Annotated in this window: 17 protein-coding genes; all 17 read right to left on the bottom strand. The window is 59.0% G+C overall.

The window, feature by feature from the left end; all coding sequences use genetic code 11:
* Nucleotides 1-45: 45 nt before the first annotated feature.
* Nucleotides 46-786 carry an RNA polymerase sigma factor FliA gene (gene fliA / locus AC07VR_RS19195; protein ID WP_494994202.1) on the bottom strand — a complete coding sequence of 247 codons (741 nt, stop codon included), beginning with the start codon at nucleotides 784-786 and terminating at the stop codon, nucleotides 46-48.
* Nucleotides 783-1,613, bottom strand: a complete 831-nt coding sequence (gene fleN / locus AC07VR_RS19200) for a flagellar synthesis regulator FleN (RefSeq protein ID WP_494994203.1) — start codon at nucleotides 1,611-1,613, stop codon at nucleotides 783-785. Before fleN ends, fliA begins: the two co-directional genes overlap by 4 nt.
* A gap of 119 nt (nucleotides 1,614-1,732) precedes the next feature.
* The gene (gene flhF / locus AC07VR_RS19205) at nucleotides 1,733-3,052 is read right to left on the bottom strand and encodes a flagellar biosynthesis GTPase FlhF (protein ID WP_494994204.1); all 1,320 of its coding nucleotides are present in this window, start codon (nucleotides 3,050-3,052) and stop codon (nucleotides 1,733-1,735) included.
* An 11-nt stretch (nucleotides 3,053-3,063) separates the two neighbouring features.
* Entirely contained in the window at nucleotides 3,064-5,193 is a 2,130-nt protein-coding gene (gene flhA, locus AC07VR_RS19210; protein ID WP_494994205.1) for a flagellar biosynthesis protein FlhA, read from the bottom strand.
* 293 nt (nucleotides 5,194-5,486) lie between these two features.
* Nucleotides 5,487-6,623, bottom strand: a complete 1,137-nt coding sequence (gene flhB, locus AC07VR_RS19215) for a flagellar biosynthesis protein FlhB (protein WP_494994206.1) — start codon at nucleotides 6,621-6,623, stop codon at nucleotides 5,487-5,489.
* Between the two features lie 3 nt (nucleotides 6,624-6,626).
* A complete protein-coding gene (gene fliR / locus AC07VR_RS19220) occupies nucleotides 6,627-7,409 on the bottom strand; it encodes a flagellar biosynthetic protein FliR (RefSeq protein ID WP_494994207.1) in 783 nt (260 codons plus the stop codon).
* A 3-nt stretch (nucleotides 7,410-7,412) separates the two neighbouring features.
* Complete coding sequence (gene fliQ / locus AC07VR_RS19225; RefSeq protein WP_494994208.1) at nucleotides 7,413-7,682, bottom strand: flagellar biosynthesis protein FliQ; 270 nt, start codon at nucleotides 7,680-7,682, stop codon at nucleotides 7,413-7,415.
* Between the two features lie 24 nt (nucleotides 7,683-7,706).
* Nucleotides 7,707-8,459 (bottom strand): flagellar type III secretion system pore protein FliP, encoded by a 753-nt coding sequence (gene fliP / locus AC07VR_RS19230; protein ID WP_495012205.1) that lies wholly within the window; start codon nucleotides 8,457-8,459, stop codon nucleotides 7,707-7,709.
* The gene (gene fliO / locus AC07VR_RS19235; protein ID WP_495012206.1) at nucleotides 8,459-8,893 is read right to left on the bottom strand and encodes a flagellar biosynthetic protein FliO; all 435 of its coding nucleotides are present in this window, start codon (nucleotides 8,891-8,893) and stop codon (nucleotides 8,459-8,461) included. The genes fliP and fliO overlap by 1 nt, the downstream gene beginning before the upstream one ends.
* On the bottom strand, nucleotides 8,894-9,352 hold the full coding sequence (gene fliN, locus AC07VR_RS19240) for a flagellar motor switch protein FliN (protein WP_494994211.1): 459 nt from the start codon (nucleotides 9,350-9,352) through the stop codon (nucleotides 8,894-8,896). It lies immediately after the preceding gene.
* A gap of 57 nt (nucleotides 9,353-9,409) precedes the next feature.
* Nucleotides 9,410-10,378, bottom strand: coding sequence for a flagellar motor switch protein FliM (gene fliM, locus AC07VR_RS19245; protein WP_494994212.1), 969 nt, complete (start codon nucleotides 10,376-10,378; stop codon nucleotides 9,410-9,412).
* Nucleotides 10,379-10,387: 9 nt separating this feature from the next.
* Nucleotides 10,388-10,888 carry a flagellar basal body-associated protein FliL gene (gene fliL / locus AC07VR_RS19250; protein ID WP_494994213.1) on the bottom strand — a complete coding sequence of 167 codons (501 nt, stop codon included), beginning with the start codon at nucleotides 10,886-10,888 and terminating at the stop codon, nucleotides 10,388-10,390.
* A gap of 154 nt (nucleotides 10,889-11,042) precedes the next feature.
* Nucleotides 11,043-12,383, bottom strand: a complete 1,341-nt coding sequence (locus AC07VR_RS19255; protein ID WP_495012207.1) for a flagellar hook-length control protein FliK — start codon at nucleotides 12,381-12,383, stop codon at nucleotides 11,043-11,045.
* A 109-nt stretch (nucleotides 12,384-12,492) separates the two neighbouring features.
* Nucleotides 12,493-12,837, bottom strand: a complete 345-nt coding sequence (locus tag AC07VR_RS19260; protein ID WP_495012208.1) for an Hpt domain-containing protein — start codon at nucleotides 12,835-12,837, stop codon at nucleotides 12,493-12,495.
* A 30-nt stretch (nucleotides 12,838-12,867) separates the two neighbouring features.
* On the bottom strand, nucleotides 12,868-14,574 hold the full coding sequence (locus AC07VR_RS19265) for an ATP-binding SpoIIE family protein phosphatase (protein WP_494994216.1): 1,707 nt from the start codon (nucleotides 14,572-14,574) through the stop codon (nucleotides 12,868-12,870).
* Nucleotides 14,575-14,579: 5 nt separating this feature from the next.
* Nucleotides 14,580-14,885, bottom strand: coding sequence for an STAS domain-containing protein (locus AC07VR_RS19270; RefSeq protein WP_494994217.1), 306 nt, complete (start codon nucleotides 14,883-14,885; stop codon nucleotides 14,580-14,582).
* Nucleotides 14,886-14,971: 86 nt separating this feature from the next.
* Nucleotides 14,972-15,421, bottom strand: a complete 450-nt coding sequence (fliJ, locus tag AC07VR_RS19275; RefSeq protein WP_495012209.1) for a flagellar export protein FliJ — start codon at nucleotides 15,419-15,421, stop codon at nucleotides 14,972-14,974.
* Nucleotides 15,422-15,425: the final 4 nt, after the last annotated feature.

Consider the following 15,425-nt stretch of genomic DNA (forward strand, 5'->3'; position numbering starts at 1 on the left):
GGCTACGCCATACCAGCCTCGTTCGCAGTGTCCCCACACTGCCTGTCAGCGCGCTCGCCACTCCCCCAAACGCCCCCGTAAACGGGCCGCGCACTGGCTGTGTAACTGGCTGACCCGCGATTCGCTGACTCCCAGGACCTCACCGATTTCCTTGAGGTTCAGCTCTTCGTCGTAGTACAGCGCCAACACCAGTCGCTCACGCTCCGGCAAATTGGCAATCGCGTCCGCCAACGCAGCCTGGAAGCGTTCATCTTCCAGATCACGCGACGGCTCGAGATGAGCACTCGCGCCATCCTCGTGCAGCCCTTCATGCTCGCCGTCCTGCAACAGATCGTCGAAGCTGAACAACCGACTACCCAAGGTGTCGTTCAAAATCCCGTAATAATCATCGAGACTCAATTGGAGTTCGGCCGCAACCTCGTGATCTTTAGCGTCACGTCCGGTTTTAGCTTCAATTGAGCGGATTGCGTCACTGACCATCCGGGTATTGCGGTGTACCGAACGTGGAGCCCAGTCACCTTTACGCACTTCATCAAGCATCGCGCCACGAATGCGGATCCCCGCATAAGTCTCAAAACTCGCGCCCTTGCTGGCGTCGTATTTGGTCGACACTTCCAGCAAGCCGATCATCCCGGCCTGGATCAGATCCTCGACCTGAACACTGGCTGGCAGGCGTGCCAGCAAGTGGTAGGCAATACGCTTGACCAGTGGCGCATAGCGCTCGATCAGCTCGTACTGGCTGTCACGTGCCGACGCCTTGTAGAGGTTGTACCCGCTGGCGCTCATAGCACCGGCCCTGCCGTTTGATGCACCAGCCGCTCGACGAAGAATTCCAGATGCCCGCGTGGATTGGCAGGCAGCGGCCAGGTATCGACTTTCTGAGCAATGGCTTTGAACGCCAGGGCGCACTTCGAACGAGGGAAGGCCTCATAGACCGCACGCTGCTTTTGCACAGCCTTGCGCACACACTCGTCGTAGGGAACCGCACCGACGTACTGCAAGGCTACGTCCAGGAAGCGATCCGTGACCTTGGTCAACTTGGCGAACAGATTGCGACCTTCCTGCGGGCTCTGCGCCATGTTGGCGAGCACACGGAAGCGGTTCATGCCATGGTCACGATTGAGCAATTTGATCAGGGCATAGGCATCGGTGATCGAGGTCGGCTCGTCGCAGACCACCAGCAGCACTTCCTGGGCCGCGCGAACAAAACTGACAACCGAATCACCAATACCGGCGGCGGTGTCGATCACCAGCACGTCGAGGTTGTCGCCGATATCGCTAAAGGCCTGGATCAGGCCGGCATGTTGGGCCGGGCTCAGATGCACCATGCTCTGCGTACCGGATGCTGCCGGGACGATGCGAATGCCGCCTGGCCCCTGAAGCAGTACATCGCGCAACTCACAACGCCCCTCGACCACATCGGCCAGAGTGCGTTTGGGTGTCAGTCCCAACAGAACGTCGACGTTCGCCAGCCCCAGATCGGCATCCAGCAGCATGACGCGCCGGCCGAGCTCAGCTAGAGCCAGGGACAAGTTCACTGACACGTTAGTCTTCCCGACGCCACCTTTGCCGCCGGTCACCGCAATCACCTGTACGGGATGCATGCTGCCCATGTTCTTTCTATACCTTGTCTTACTTAGACGGAGGCCACATAACTGGCTGCGCGTTCACCACTGAAACAATGCATGGCAGACCATCGATGTAGATTCACTGCAATCTATTCGTTATTACCTTAGCCGACCCGCTTGGTCGGGCTGTGGTAGAGGTCAGCGAACATATCAGCCATGGCTTCTTCGCTGGGTTCTTCCTGCATCTGCACACTCACGGCGCGACTGACCAATTGATGGCGGCGTGGTAAATGCAGATCATCCGGAATCCGCGGCCCATCGGTCAGATAAGCAACGGGTAACTCGTGACTGATCGCCAGACTCAACACTTCGCCCAGGCTTGCCGTTTCATCCAGTTTAGTCAGGATGCACCCTGCCAGCCCGCAGCGTTTGTAACTGTGATAAGCGGCGGTTAGTACCTGTTTCTGGCTGGTTGTTGCCAACACCAGATAATTCTTTGACTTGATCCCGCGACCGGCCAGGCTTTCCAGCTGCATGCGCAACGCCGGGTCGCTGGCCTGAAGGCCGGCGGTATCGATCAACACGACGCGCTTGCGCAACAGCGGATCGAGCGCCTGCGCCAGGGACTGGCCCGGGTCGACGTGGGTCACGGAGACATTGAGGATACGCCCCAGGGTCTTGAGCTGTTCCTGGGCCCCGATACGGTAGCTGTCCATGCTCACCAGCGCGATGTTCTGCGCGCCGTACTTGAGCACATAACGCGCCGCCAGCTTGGCCAGCGTGGTGGTCTTGCCCATGCCGGCAGGACCGACCATGGCAATCACCCCGCCCTCTTCCAGCGGCTCGATCTCGGGGGTCGCGATCATCCGCGCCAGGTGCGCCAACAGCATGCGCCAGGCCTGACGTGGCTCTTCAATTTCAGTAATCAGTGCCAGCAGGTCGCGCGACAGCGGACCGGACAAACCGATACGTTGCAGGCGACGCCAAAGATTGGCCTGCTGTGGCCGGCTGCCTTGCAACTGGTTCCAGGCCAGCGAGCCCAACTGCACTTCCAGCAGCTCACGCAGACCGCTGAGCTCGAATCGCATCGAGTCAAACACGCGCTGATCCACGGAAGGCGAAGCAGCGGGTGCCGGTGCTGGACGACGGGGCTCAGCGAAGGTCGGCTCGATCAACGGTTCGGCGGCGGTCAGCGGCAAACCGGCGAACAACTGACGATTGGTGGTTGAATCGCCGTCACCGCGCAGGCTCAGTTCAGCCTGAGCCGTGACGATTCGCGACTGGGTTTTACGCAACTCGTCTTCGAGCTCGATGTTCGGTACACGAGGCGCCAGCGCGGACAGTTTGTAATCCAGGGCTGCAGTCAGCTCGACACCACCGGCGATCCGGCGATTGCCGATAATGGCGGCATCAGCGCCCAGCTCATCGCGAACCAGTTTCATGGCCTGACGCATATCGGCGGCGAAAAAACGCTTAACTTGCATAAACCACTACCTCAGCCGTTGGGCCCTACTGTCGCAACGATGGTCACTTGCTTGTTGTCAGGAATTTCCTGATACGCCAACACGTGCAAACCCGGGACTGCGAGACGTCCGAACCGCGAGAGCATCGCGCGCACCGGACCTGCTACCAACAGAATCACCGGTTGACCTTGCATTTCCTGACGTTGCGCCGCATCGATCAACGAGCGCTGCAACTTCTCAGCCATGCTTGGCTCCAGCAGAACGCCCTCTTCCTGACCTTGTCCTGCCTTCTGCAGACTATTGAGCAATATCTGTTCCAACCTTGGTTCCAGGGTGATCACAGGTAGCTCGGACTCAGTGCCTACAATGCTTTGGACGATAGCGCGTGATACGCCAACCCGCACGGCTGCCACCAGAGCGGCAGTATCTTGACTCTTGGACGCATTGTTCGCGATGGCCTCGGCAATACTGCGAATGTCGCGAACCGGAACCTGTTCGGCCAACAATGCTTGCAGCACTTTGAGCAGTTGCGACAGCGAAACAACGCCCGGCACCAGCTCCTCGGCCAGTTTTGGCGAGCTTTTGGCCAGCAATTGCATGAGCTGCTGAACTTCTTCGTGGCCGATCAGCTCGCTGGAGTGCTTGTACAAAATCTGATTGAGGTGAGTCGCCACTACCGTACTGGCGTCGACCACGGTGTAACCCAGAGACTGCGCCTGAGGACGCTGACTGATTTCGATCCAGACTGCCTCCAGACCAAAGGCCGGATCTTTGGCGGTGATGCCATTGAGCGTGCCATAGACCTGCCCAGGGTTGATCGCCAGTTCGCGATCCGGATAGATCTCCGCCTCGGCGAGGATCACCCCCATCAGGGTCAGGCGGTAGGCACTCGGCGCCAGATCGAGGTTGTCACGGATGTGCACGGTCGGCATCAGGAAGCCCAGATCCTGGGAGAGCTTCTTGCGCACCCCCTTGATCCGCGCCAGCAACTGACCACCCTGGTTACGGTCCACCAGCGGGATCAGTCGATAGCCGACTTCCAGACCGATCATGTCGATCGGCGTCACGTCATCCCAGCCCAACTCCTTGGTTTCCTGAGCACGCGCCGGTGAAGGCAGCAGCTCCTGCTGACGCTTGACCTCTTCCAGAGCCTGAACCTTGACAACGTTTTGCTTCTTCCAGAGTAGATAAGCCATACCACCGGCCACCGCAGCCAGGCTGAGGAACGAAACGTGCGGCATGCCAGGCACCAGCCCCATAACCGCCATCAACCCTGCCGCCACCGCCAGGGCCTTGGGCGAGGCGAACATTTGCCGGCTGATTTGCTTGCCCATGTCTTCGGAACCGGAAGCACGGGTCACCATGATCGCCGCCGCCGTCGACAGCAACAGTGAAGGCAATTGCGCCACCAATCCGTCACCAATGGTCAGCAACGCATAAACCTTGCCCGCATCGCCAAAGCCCATGCCGTGCTGGAAGATGCCGACCGCCATACCACCGATCAGGTTGATGAACAAAATCAGCAGACCTGCGATGGCGTCACCGCGAACGAATTTACTGGCACCGTCCATCGAGCCGTAGAACTCTGCCTCTTGTGCCACTTCAAGACGGCGCAGCTTGGCCTGCGGCTGGTCGATCAGGCCAGCGTTGAGGTCGGCGTCGATCGCCATCTGTTTGCCAGGCATCGCATCGAGGGTAAAACGCGCGCTCACCTCGGAAATCCGTCCGGCACCCTTGGTCACCACCACAAAGTTGATAATCATCAAAATCGCGAAGACCACGATACCCACCACGTAGTTGCCGCCGATCACTACCTCACCAAAGGCCTGGATCACCTTACCGGCGGCGGCATGACCTTCCTGACCGTGGAGCATCACCACCCGAGTGGAGGCCACGTTCAGCGCCAGCCGCAACAGCGTGGCCACCAGCAGAATGGTCGGAAACACCGCAAAGTCCAGCGGCCGCAACGCGTAAACGCAGACCAGCAGCACGACGATCGACAGGGCAATGTTGAAGGTGAAGAACACGTCCAGCAGGAACGCAGGAACCGGCAACATCATCATGGCCAGCATGACCAACAGCAACAGCGGCACACCCAGATTGCCTCGAGAGAGGTCAGCCAGGTTGCTGCGAGCGGCGTTGATTAACTGAGAGCGATCCACCGGTATTCCCCGTTCCCTGAAGCAAACTTTTGACGCCTGAAGCGACGCACGGGGGCTACTGCAAGAAGCCTTCCAACTTTTGCGCAGACAGGAAATAGTGGGCTATGAAAGATGCATAAGGATCAAGGATTTGCAGTGCCCGGGAGGGCGCCATCGCGAGCAAGCTCGCTCCTACAATGGGCCACATTCGGACATCAAACCCCTACCCACGTAGGAGCGAGCTTGCTCGCGATGGACTCAAGGGCAACGAGTTTATTCAGAAAACATGCGGGGGCCGGGACTATCACCGGTAATTACGAGTCGCGCCGCAATTCCTGCGGAATCGGCAGATCTTTCAACGGATCCGGACGCTTGCCTTTGCCGGCTCGGTACTGACGGATCTGGTAGACGTAGGCCAGGACCTGGGCCACCGCCAGATACAACCCCGCCGGGATTTCCTGCTCAAGTTCGGTGGAGTAATAGATCGAACGGGCCAGGGCTGGCGATTCGAGCAGCAGGACTTCGTTGGCTACGGCGATTTCACGAATTTTCAAGGCCAGGAAATCACTGCCCTTGGCCAGCAGCACCGGCGCGCTGCCTTTTTCCGGATCGTATTTGAGGGCCACCGCATAGTGAGTCGGGTTGGTGATGACCACGTCCGCCTCGGGAATCGCCGCCATCATCCGCCGCTGGGACATCTCTCGCTGCAACTGACGAATCCGCTGTTTGACCTCAGGCCGACCTTCCTGATCCTTGTGCTCGTCACGTATTTCCTGCTTGGTCATCAGCAGCTTTTGATGGCTCTGGTAGAGCTGCACCGGCACGTCCACCGCAGCGATCAGAATCAGGCCGCAGGCCATCCACAAGGTGCTCCACCCCACCAATTGAACACTGTGAATGACCGCCTGCTCCAGCGGCTCATGAGCGATGCGCAGCAGGTCGTCGATATCCGAGGAAAGCACCGAGAGCGCCACAAACAGCACCAGCAAAAACTTCGCCAGTGCCTTGAGCAGCTCGATCAGCGACGTTGAGGAAAACATCCGTTTGAGCCCGTTGGCCGGGTTCATCCGGCTGAACTTGGGCGCCAGACTACTGCCGGCAAACAACCAGCCACCCAGCGAAATCGGGCCGAGAAACGCCACCAGTAACAGCGTGAGCAGCACCGGCTGCACCGCCAGTATCGCGATCTTGCCTGAATGCAGCAGGTACAGCCCCATAGCCCCCGGACTGAGCAGCGTTTCACGGGGCAGAGAGAAGTTCAGGCGCATAATTTCCAGCAGATCCTGCGCCAGGCCGCCGCCGTATACCAACAACGCACCTGCCCCACCGAGCATGATCGCCAAGGTATTGAGCTCCTTGGAGCGGGCCACCTCACCCTTGTCCCGCGAATCCTTCTTGCGCTTGTCCGTGGGATCTTCTGTTTTGTCCTGACCGCTTTCGCTCTCTGCCATGACTCAGCGCGCCTGTGCCAGTTCGCGTAAAAATTGCAGAGCCTCGCTGGCCAGCGGCTGATACTGATTGAAGATGTCGGCCAGACTGACCCAGAAAATCACCAGACCCAGCACCAGCGTCAGCGGAAAGCCGACGGAGAAGATGTTCAATTGCGGCGCCGCACGGGTCATCACACCGAAGGCGATGTTGACTACCAGCAACGCGGTGACCGCCGGCAACACCAGCAACAGGGCCGCGCCCAGCACCCAGCCCAGCTTGCCGGCCAATTCCCAGAAATGATTGACCACCAGGCCACCGCCCACCGGGAAGGTGGTGAAGCTTTCGGTGAGCACCTCGAAGACTACCAAGTGGCCATTCATCGACAGAAACAGCAGCGTCACCAGCATGGTGAAGAACTGCCCGATCACCGCCACCGACACGCCGTTGGTGGGGTCGACCATCGAGGCGAAGCCCATGCCCATCTGAATCGCAATGATCTGCCCAGCCACCACGAACGCCTGGAAGAACAGCTGCAAGGAGAACCCCAGCACGGCGCCAATGATGATCTGCTCGGCAATCAACAGCAGCCCACTGAGGTCCAGCGCGTGCACCTCAGGCATGGGTGGCAAACCCGGAACAATGACCACGGTGATCGCCAGAGCGAAGTACAGACGCACGCGCCTGGGCACCAGGGTCGTGCCGAAGATCGGCATGACCATCAGCAAGGAGCCGACACGAAACAGTGGCAGCATGAAGGACGCCACCCAGGTGCTGATCTGTGTGTCGGTCAGCGCAAGCATCGACATGGTTTAACCGATGACCTGTGGAATACTGCCGTACAACTGCAGGATGTATTCCATGAAGGTTTGCACTAACCAGGGCCCGGCGACGATCAACGTGACCAGCATCACCAATAAACGCGGCAGGAAGCTCAAGGTTTGTTCGTTGATCTGCGTGGCCGCCTGAAACATTGCCACCAGCAAACCCACCAGCAAACTCGGAACGACCAATATGGCAACCATCATCGTGGTCAGCCAGAGCGCTTCACGGAAGATGTCTACAGCGACTTCAGGAGTCATAACGCACCACCCGCCAACAAGGTTTTAAACACCGCCAAAACTGCTCGCCAGCGTACCGATGATCAACGCCCAGCCATCCACCAGTACGAACAACATGATCTTGAACGGCAGGGAAATGATCAGCGGCGAGAGCATCATCATCCCCATGGCCATCAGCACACTGGCCACCACCAGGTCGATGATCAGGAACGGAATGAAAATCATGAAACCGATCTGGAACGCGGTTTTCAGCTCGGAAGTGACGAAGGCCGGGACCAAAATGGTCAGCGGCGCCTGGTCCGGAGTGACAATGTCAGTGCGCTTGGACAAACGCATGAACAACTCCAGATCGCTGCTGCGGGTCTGCGCCAGCATGAAGTCCTTGATCGGCACTTGCGCCTTGGCTACTGCATCCTGGGCCGTGAGCTTTTCAGCCAGGTATGGCTGCAAGGCGTCCTGATTCACTCGATCGAACACCGGCGCCATGATGAACATGGTCAGAAACAACGCCATGCCGGTGAGAATCTGGTTCGACGGCGTCTGCTGCAGGCCCAGGGCCTGACGCAGAATCGAGAACACGATGATGATCCGGGTGAAGCTGGTCATCAGCATGACGAACGCCGGAATGAAGCTGAGCGCCGTCATGATCAGCAGAATCTGCAGGCTGACCGAGTATTCCTGCTGCCCGTTGGCCCCCGTACCCAAGGTGATCGCCTGAATCGACAACGGATCGGCGGCGAACGCCAACGGCGCCGCGAGCATCAGCACCAGCGTCAGCACTATGCGCAATGCGCCCATTACTTCTTTTCCTTCTGATCCTTGCCCAACAATTCCATCAGGCGCTGGGCGAACTCGGGGGCCGCTTGCTCGGTGCTGGGCACCTGCACCGGCTCCTTGAGTACATGCAACGCGGTGATGGTGCCCGGCGTCAGCCCCAGCAGAATCTGCTCGCTGCCGACCTGCACCAACACCAGCCGATCCCGCGGCCCGAGGGCCCGCGAACCGATCAGCTCGATCACCTGCCCTTTGCCACCCGGCCCTGCCTGTTGAACCCGGCGCAACAGCCAGGCCAGGAAGAAGATCAAGCCCAACACCAGCAACAAGCCCACCACCAACTGCGTCAGTTGCCCGGCAACACCGCTGCTGGCCACCGGCGCTGCGGCCTGAGCCAGTGGTTCGGCCGCCAGCACGCTGAATGGCAAGGCCAGGAGTACACCGAGAAACGTCTTCACTTAGCGCAGCTTCTTGATGCGTTCGCTAGGACTGATCACGTCCGTCAGGCGTATGCCGAACTTCTCGTTGACCACCACAACTTCGCCGTGAGCGATCAGCGTGCCATTGACCAGCACGTCCAATGGCTCACCCGCCAGACGATCGAGCTCGATCACCGAACCCTGGTTCAACTGCAACAGGTTACGGATATTGATATCGGTGCTGCCGACTTCCATGGAAATCGATACCGGGATATCCAGGATCACATCCAGGTTCGGACCGTCGAGAGTGACCGGGTCGTTATTCCTTGGCACGCTGCCAAACTCTTCCATCGGCAATCGGTTGGACGTCGGCGCATCGGCCGCCAGCAAGGCATCGATATCGTCCTGACCGGCATCACCGGCTTCTCCCAGAGCGGCAGCCCACTCATCAGCCAAGGCCTGATCATCCGGGGAAATTACATCGTGTTCGTCAGCCATCAGTTATCCTCGGCGGGCAAAAAATCATTTAACAAAGCGAATTAGTACAGGCGCCGCTTAACGGCGCTCGATCGGCTCAACCACTTGCAATGCCAGGTTGCCCTTGTGGGAGCCCAGCTTGACCTTGAAGGCCGGCACACCGTTGGCGCGCATGACCAATTCTTCCGGAAGCTCTACCGGAATCACATCGCCGGGCTGCATATGCAGGATGTCCCGCAGACGCAATTGACGGCGTGCGACCGTGGCGCTCAGTGGCACATCGACGTCCAGCACATCCTCGCGCAAGGCCTTGACCCAGCGCTCGTCCTGATCATCGAGATCCGACTGAAAGCCCGCATCGAGCATTTCCCGGACCGGTTCGATCATCGAGTACGGCATGGTCACGTGCAGATCGCCGCCGCCACCATCGAGTTCGATGTGGAAGGTCGAGACCACGACGGCCTCACTCGGCCCGACGATGTTCGCCATGGCCGGGTTTACTTCCGAGTTGATGTACTCGAAATTCACTTCCATGATCGCCTGCCAGGCTTCCTTCAAATCGATGAAGGCCTGCTCCAGCACCATGCGCACCACGCGCAACTCGGTGGGTGTGAATTCGCGCCCTTCGATCTTCGCGTGACGACCGTCACCACCAAAGAAGTTATCCACCAGCTTGAACACCAGCTTGGCGTCCAGGATGAACAATGCGGTACCGCGCAACGGCTTGATCTTGACCAGGTTGAGACTGGTTGGCACATACAGCGAGTGAACGTATTCACCGAACTTCATGACCTGCACGCCACCGACGGCAACGTCCGCCGAACGACGCAGCATGTTGAACATGCTGATGCGGGTATAGCGGGCAAACCGTTCGTTGATCATTTCCAGGGTGGGCATGCGTCCGCGGACGATGCGATCCTGGCTGGTCAGGTCATAGCTTTTGATGCTACCGGGCTCAGCAGCGTTGTCGGTCTGAACCAGACCGTCGTCGACACCATGCAACAGCGCATCGATCTCATCCTGGGACAGCAGGTCCTGCACGGCCATGTCGTGTTCCTACTGCAGTACGAAGTTAGTAAAGAGCAACTGCTCGACCACCACTTTGCCAACTTCTTTCTGCGCCACTTCCTGCACGCTGGCAGTCGCCTTCTGGCGCAACATTTCCTGGCCGACCGGGGTCGCCAGGCTGTCGAAGCTTTGCCCGGAGAAGAGCATGACCAGGTTATTGCGGATCACCGGCATGTGGACTTTCAGCGCATCCAGATCGGCCTGATTGCGCGCGAGCATCGTAATGCTCACCTGCAGGTAACGCTGACGACCGTTCTGATTGAAATTGGCCACGAAAGCCGGAGCCATTGGCTCATAGATCGCTGCCGGTTTGACGCTGCTGGCCACATCCGCAGCAGTCGGTTCAGGCTTGCTTTTGGCACTGTGCATGACGTACCAGGTCGCCCCGATTGACACGCCGATAACCAGCAGTAAAGCCAGAACAATCAGGAGAATAAGCTTGAGTTTGCCTTTCCCGGCGGGGTCTTTCACTGCTTCGCTCTTCGCCATGCCAATAATCCGTCACTATTCGGGTTTTCACAGTCGCACGGCAAGGCAAGAGCAAGTGTTATGCCAGAGTTGTCAGGACGGAAAACGAACGGAATGGTGAATGATCGTTCCCACGCGCGAGCGTGGGAACGATCAACAGGCGATGCAGATTCAATCAGGCGTAATAATCCACCGCACTGGAACCCACCACACTGGTGGTGCTGGCGGCGACTTCAGCCACACTCATCGGCAGCTCATCGTCGCCCGAATCCAGCCGACCGCCATTGCCGCCATTGCGATTCTGCCCTTGCTGGGCCTGCTGCTGGCCCTGCCAGCCACGGGACTGATCGGACACGTTGACGTCGACCTGCCCCATACCTTGCTGGGAGAACATGTCGCGCAAGCGGTGTACCTGCCCTTCCAGCGCCTCACGCACGACGGCGTGACCACTGATGAAGGTCACTTGAGTCTGCTGATCCGCTGCCATGTTCACGCGAATATCCAGACGCCCCAACTCTGCCGGCTGCAGCTGAATATCGGCGGACTTGAGATTGGCACTGGACAGGTACATGACCCGATTGACCACCTCTTCGGTCCAGCCACTCTGATGCATGGCCAACGGTTGATTCACCGGCAGCGCATTGGCGGTCTTTGGCGTTGCAGCCTGGGTCAGCGCCGCCAAGCGGTTGGCGAAGTCATCGACACGGGTATCGCTGGAGGCATCTTTCAGATCTTTGAGGCCACCGTCGATCAAGCCGCTGAACGCCTTGTCACCGCCCTGGTCGGTACTGTCTTTAGCCGCTTGCTGATCCACCATGGTCGCCAGGCCGTTGGCAAAGGTTTGCGCCGCAGTCAGCTCAGACTGATCCGGTGCAGCTTTGGACTGAACCTGACTGGAAGCCGACACATGCCCGCTTTGCTCAAGGGCCAGACGCACGGCGGGCAGCGCATCGAGCGGATCGGCTTGCGGATCAAATTGGGGATCTGCCACCGCCGCCTGGGCAGGCGCGCATGGGGCAGTCGCCACTGCGGCGAGCGGGGCTTCAACCTGCGGCTGCACGGCAGCAACCACTGGCGGCGTTTCGGGCGCAGGGGCCGACACGACCGGCTGCACTGTTTGCATCAACGCAGGGTCCAATGTCGGGTCGGCCGGCACACTGTCAGCCACCGGGGTGTCGGTCGCGGGCGCATTATCACTGGCGAGCTTATCGTGCGAATCGGCCGTTTTATCGGCAGGCAAGGAATTGCCGCTATCGGCAACTGCCGGCTCCGGGGCGGCAGCTTTATCACTGACCGTGCCCTTCTTGCCGGCGCTAACCGCGACCGTGTCGCGCACCGGCCTGACTGATCCCACACCTGTCGCGGCAGGTTTGCTCTGCGACTCTTTGGCGTAGACCTGTGCAAAGCTTGAAGCCTTATCCCCAGGCCCGGCAACGACTGCCGGGGTATTGGCAGTGGCGGCCGGAGTCTTGGCCTTCGACGCGGCCTGAAGAAGCATGTTCGGGGTGAGGGGCATAAAACGGTCTCCGCTGCACTGGGATCGTAGGCACAGTTGGAGGATATCTAGCAAAGGTCGAGCCAGATTGGTTCAGTAAAGTTAAAAACCGCCAGGCGGCGGCTTTTTTTCAACAATGGAAACGCTCGAGCTCCTCCTCATACAGAGGGCGGACGATAGCGAATTCGCCGTCAATCTCTGCCACCAGCTTTTCGATATCGGCAGGCGACGGCTCTTTGGCCCGCAGCTCAAGTTGATGGCACAGCTCGGCGAGACGGGTAGCGCCCATATTACTGCTACTGCCCTTGAAACTATGAGCCGCAGCTACGAGCTGGTGTGCATCATCGGCTTTATGCAACTGCCTCAAACGCTCTTCCGAATCTGAGAGAAAGGTATCCAGCAGCAGCGGATACTCATCCTCCATGACTTCCTGCAATGCGCTCAGCACATCGTGGTCCAGATGAATCTCATCCACTTGCTCGCTCCTTGATCAAGAATTCGCGGATTATGCCAGAGCCTCCCAGTAAAACTCCACGCGGGCGCTGCGGCCATCGTCAGACCAGCTCGCACTGCGACTCAACTGGCGAATCAGGCTCACTCCACGCCCCGACAACCTGCCGGTATCAATGGGTCTGGCCATTACTCGCTGCACATCAAAACCTGCACCACTGTCCTCGACCCGAACCACCAGGCATCCACCTTCGCCTCGCGGCTCCACCTGCAAGTGCACCCGCACGTAGCCGTCTTCAAGCTCGGTGAGGCGCGTGTTGCGCTGGTGATAGTACTGCGTAAAGCCCAGGGCATCGCGCTTGAGGCTTGAATCGAGCCCCAGCACGCCGTGCTCCAGGGCATTGGAATAGAGCTCGGACATCACACTGTAAAGCGCTCCGCTTTGCGCCCGCAGCCCATGCACTTCAAGCAACAACCGCAGCAAATAAGGCAGGGGATTGAAGCGTTTGAGCGTAGCCCCACGGAACTCGAAACTCACCGACCAATCCAGCGGGCAGGATTGGCCGCTGTCTGAATAAACCATCACTGGAGCGCTCAGCAGCTCTGCCGCAAGCTGGCTCACCTCGACCATGCTGACATCGTCGCGCGCCTCACCGCGAAAATCCTTCAGCGCTTGCTCGATCTCCTCGAACAGCCGGGCTGGATGGCTATTGGCAGCAAATACCCGCTCTAATCGTTCAACGCCAAACAATTGCTCATTGGCGTCACAGGTATCGATCACCCCATCCGACAACAGAAAGATCCGGTCCCCGAGCGCCATGGGGAAGACTTCGGTTCGATCATCGAAGTCTTGCGCACCCAGTACACCCAACGGTAAATGCCGCGACAACAGCGACGTACGCTCGCCCGTTGCGCTGCAATGCAGATAGCCATCCGGCATCCCGCCATTCCAGACCTCCACTGCCCGTCGCTGACCACTCAGGCAAAGCATCGTGGCGCAGCAAAACATATCGACCGGCAAGATGCGCTTGAGCTTGGCGTTCATCTCGCGCAGGGTTTCCGACAGACCATAGCCTTTGGCAGTCATGCCATAGAAGACTTCCGCCAACGGCATGGCCCCCACCGCCGCCGGCAAACCGTGGCCGGTGAAGTCACCCAACAGAACGTGCATATCGCCGGCGGGCGTAAACGCTGCCAGCAGCAAGTCGCCGTTGAACAAGGCATAAGGCGATTGCAGGTAACGGATATTCGGCGCATTCAGACACCCGGCATGCGCCACCTTGTCGAATACCGCCTTGGCGACCCGCTGCTCATTGAGCAAATAGTCATGGTGACTGGCAATCAGGTCGCGCTGCTCAAGCACCGTCGCCTGCAACCGGCGCAATCGGTCCATCGCTTTGATCTTGGCGGCTAGAATCACCTGGTTATAAGGCTTGGCCAAAAAGTCGTCGCCACCCGCTTCCAGGCAACGAGCCAGGGCTTCGCTTTCGGTCAGAGAGGTCAGAAAGATAATCGGCACCAGCGTTTCGCCGGCCAACTGCTTGATCTGCCGGGCGGCCTCGAAACCGTCCATCACCGGCATCATCGCGTCCATCAATACCAGCTGCGGTCGCTGCTGCCCGAACACGGCCACCGCCTCGGCACCGTTGCCGGCCGTCAGCACTTCATGCCCCTGGCGACGGACGATACTCGACAGCAGCAGGCGATCGGCTGCACTGTCTTCGGCGATCAGGACGGTCAGCGGTTCAGACACCGGCTGCATGGCGATCAACTGATGTCGAAGAGCTTGTCGAAGTTGGAGATGGCGAGGATCTTACGAACGTCCGAGCTACCGTTGATCACCCGTATATCGGATTTTTCTCCGCCGGCATGATCACGCAGCAACAGCAGCATGCCCAGCGCGGAGCTGTCCAGATAAGTGGCCTCTTTCAAATCGACCACAATGTACTCGGGTGTTTTATTGAGTCGCTCATAGGACTCGCGAAACTCCTGATGCTTGCCGAAATCAAAACGACCCTTGATCGAGATCGTCAGCTTTTGCCCGTCCGGTGAAACTTCAGTAACGACCGACATGATAATGCTTCCTTGTCATTGGCAACGTGTAAAAGGTTTAGCACCCCGCACGCCCGCGGGCAACCGGCAAAACCGGAAATAGCGGATCAATACTGATCCTGACGCGGCAAGCGCTGCGACAATTCGTCGAGCAGCTTCTGTTCGCGCTTGTCTTCAAGCTGACGCGCTTCATCGATATAGCGCTGAACCAGCTTGCGCAACCCCTCGACCCGCGCATAAGCCTGCTGCCAGGTTTCTCGCGCCTTGTTCAGATTGTTCTGGTGCCAGACAAGACTTTGTCGCTGCTGGCCGACCGCCGTTTCCAGTTGATTGAGGAAGTGCTGGTAATTCATCAGCCATTGTCCGGACACCCCCTGACTGCCACGGTCGATCCATTGCTGCTGGTACTCGCCACGAAAGCGCTCCAGGTCGCCCAGCTTGCTCTCCGCCAGACGGACCTGCCCCTGAAAGTGCCCCAGACGCTGGGCGGCAGTGCGCTCGGCGCTTTCAGCCATGTCGACCACTGGCGCCAGGCGCGCCGCACGGCTCTGGACCACGACG

This window comes from Pseudomonas sp. GW821-FHT02H09 (assembly GCF_059421425.1).

Bases quoted from the DNA above. Each gene is read 5' to 3' on its own strand.
- AC07VR_RS19270 (WP_494994217.1), bottom strand. From the start codon at position 14,885: ATGTCGGTCGTTACTGAAGTTTCACCGGACGGGCAAAAGCTGACGATC.
- fleN (WP_494994203.1), bottom strand. From the start codon at position 1,613: ATGGGCAGCATGCATCCCGTACAGGTGATTGCGGTGACCGGCGGCAAA.
- fliR (WP_494994207.1), bottom strand. From the start codon at position 7,409: ATGTCGATGCTTGCGCTGACCGACACACAGATCAGCACCTGGGTGGCG.
- AC07VR_RS19265 (WP_494994216.1), bottom strand. From the start codon at position 14,574: ATGCAGCCGGTGTCTGAACCGCTGACCGTCCTGATCGCCGAAGACAGT.
- fliL (WP_494994213.1), bottom strand. From the start codon at position 10,888: ATGGCGAAGAGCGAAGCAGTGAAAGACCCCGCCGGGAAAGGCAAACTC.
- flhB (WP_494994206.1), bottom strand. From the start codon at position 6,623: ATGGCAGAGAGCGAAAGCGGTCAGGACAAAACAGAAGATCCCACGGAC.
- fliA (WP_494994202.1), bottom strand. From the start codon at position 786: ATGAGCGCCAGCGGGTACAACCTCTACAAGGCGTCGGCACGTGACAGC.
- fliM (WP_494994212.1), bottom strand. From the start codon at position 10,378: ATGGCCGTGCAGGACCTGCTGTCCCAGGATGAGATCGATGCGCTGTTG.
- fliP (WP_495012205.1), bottom strand. From the start codon at position 8,459: ATGGGCGCATTGCGCATAGTGCTGACGCTGGTGCTGATGCTCGCGGCG.
- fliN (WP_494994211.1), bottom strand. From the start codon at position 9,352: ATGGCTGACGAACACGATGTAATTTCCCCGGATGATCAGGCCTTGGCT.
- fliQ (WP_494994208.1), bottom strand. From the start codon at position 7,682: ATGACTCCTGAAGTCGCTGTAGACATCTTCCGTGAAGCGCTCTGGCTG.
- flhF (WP_494994204.1), bottom strand. From the start codon at position 3,052: ATGCAAGTTAAGCGTTTTTTCGCCGCCGATATGCGTCAGGCCATGAAA.
- AC07VR_RS19255 (WP_495012207.1), bottom strand. From the start codon at position 12,383: ATGCCCCTCACCCCGAACATGCTTCTTCAGGCCGCGTCGAAGGCCAAG.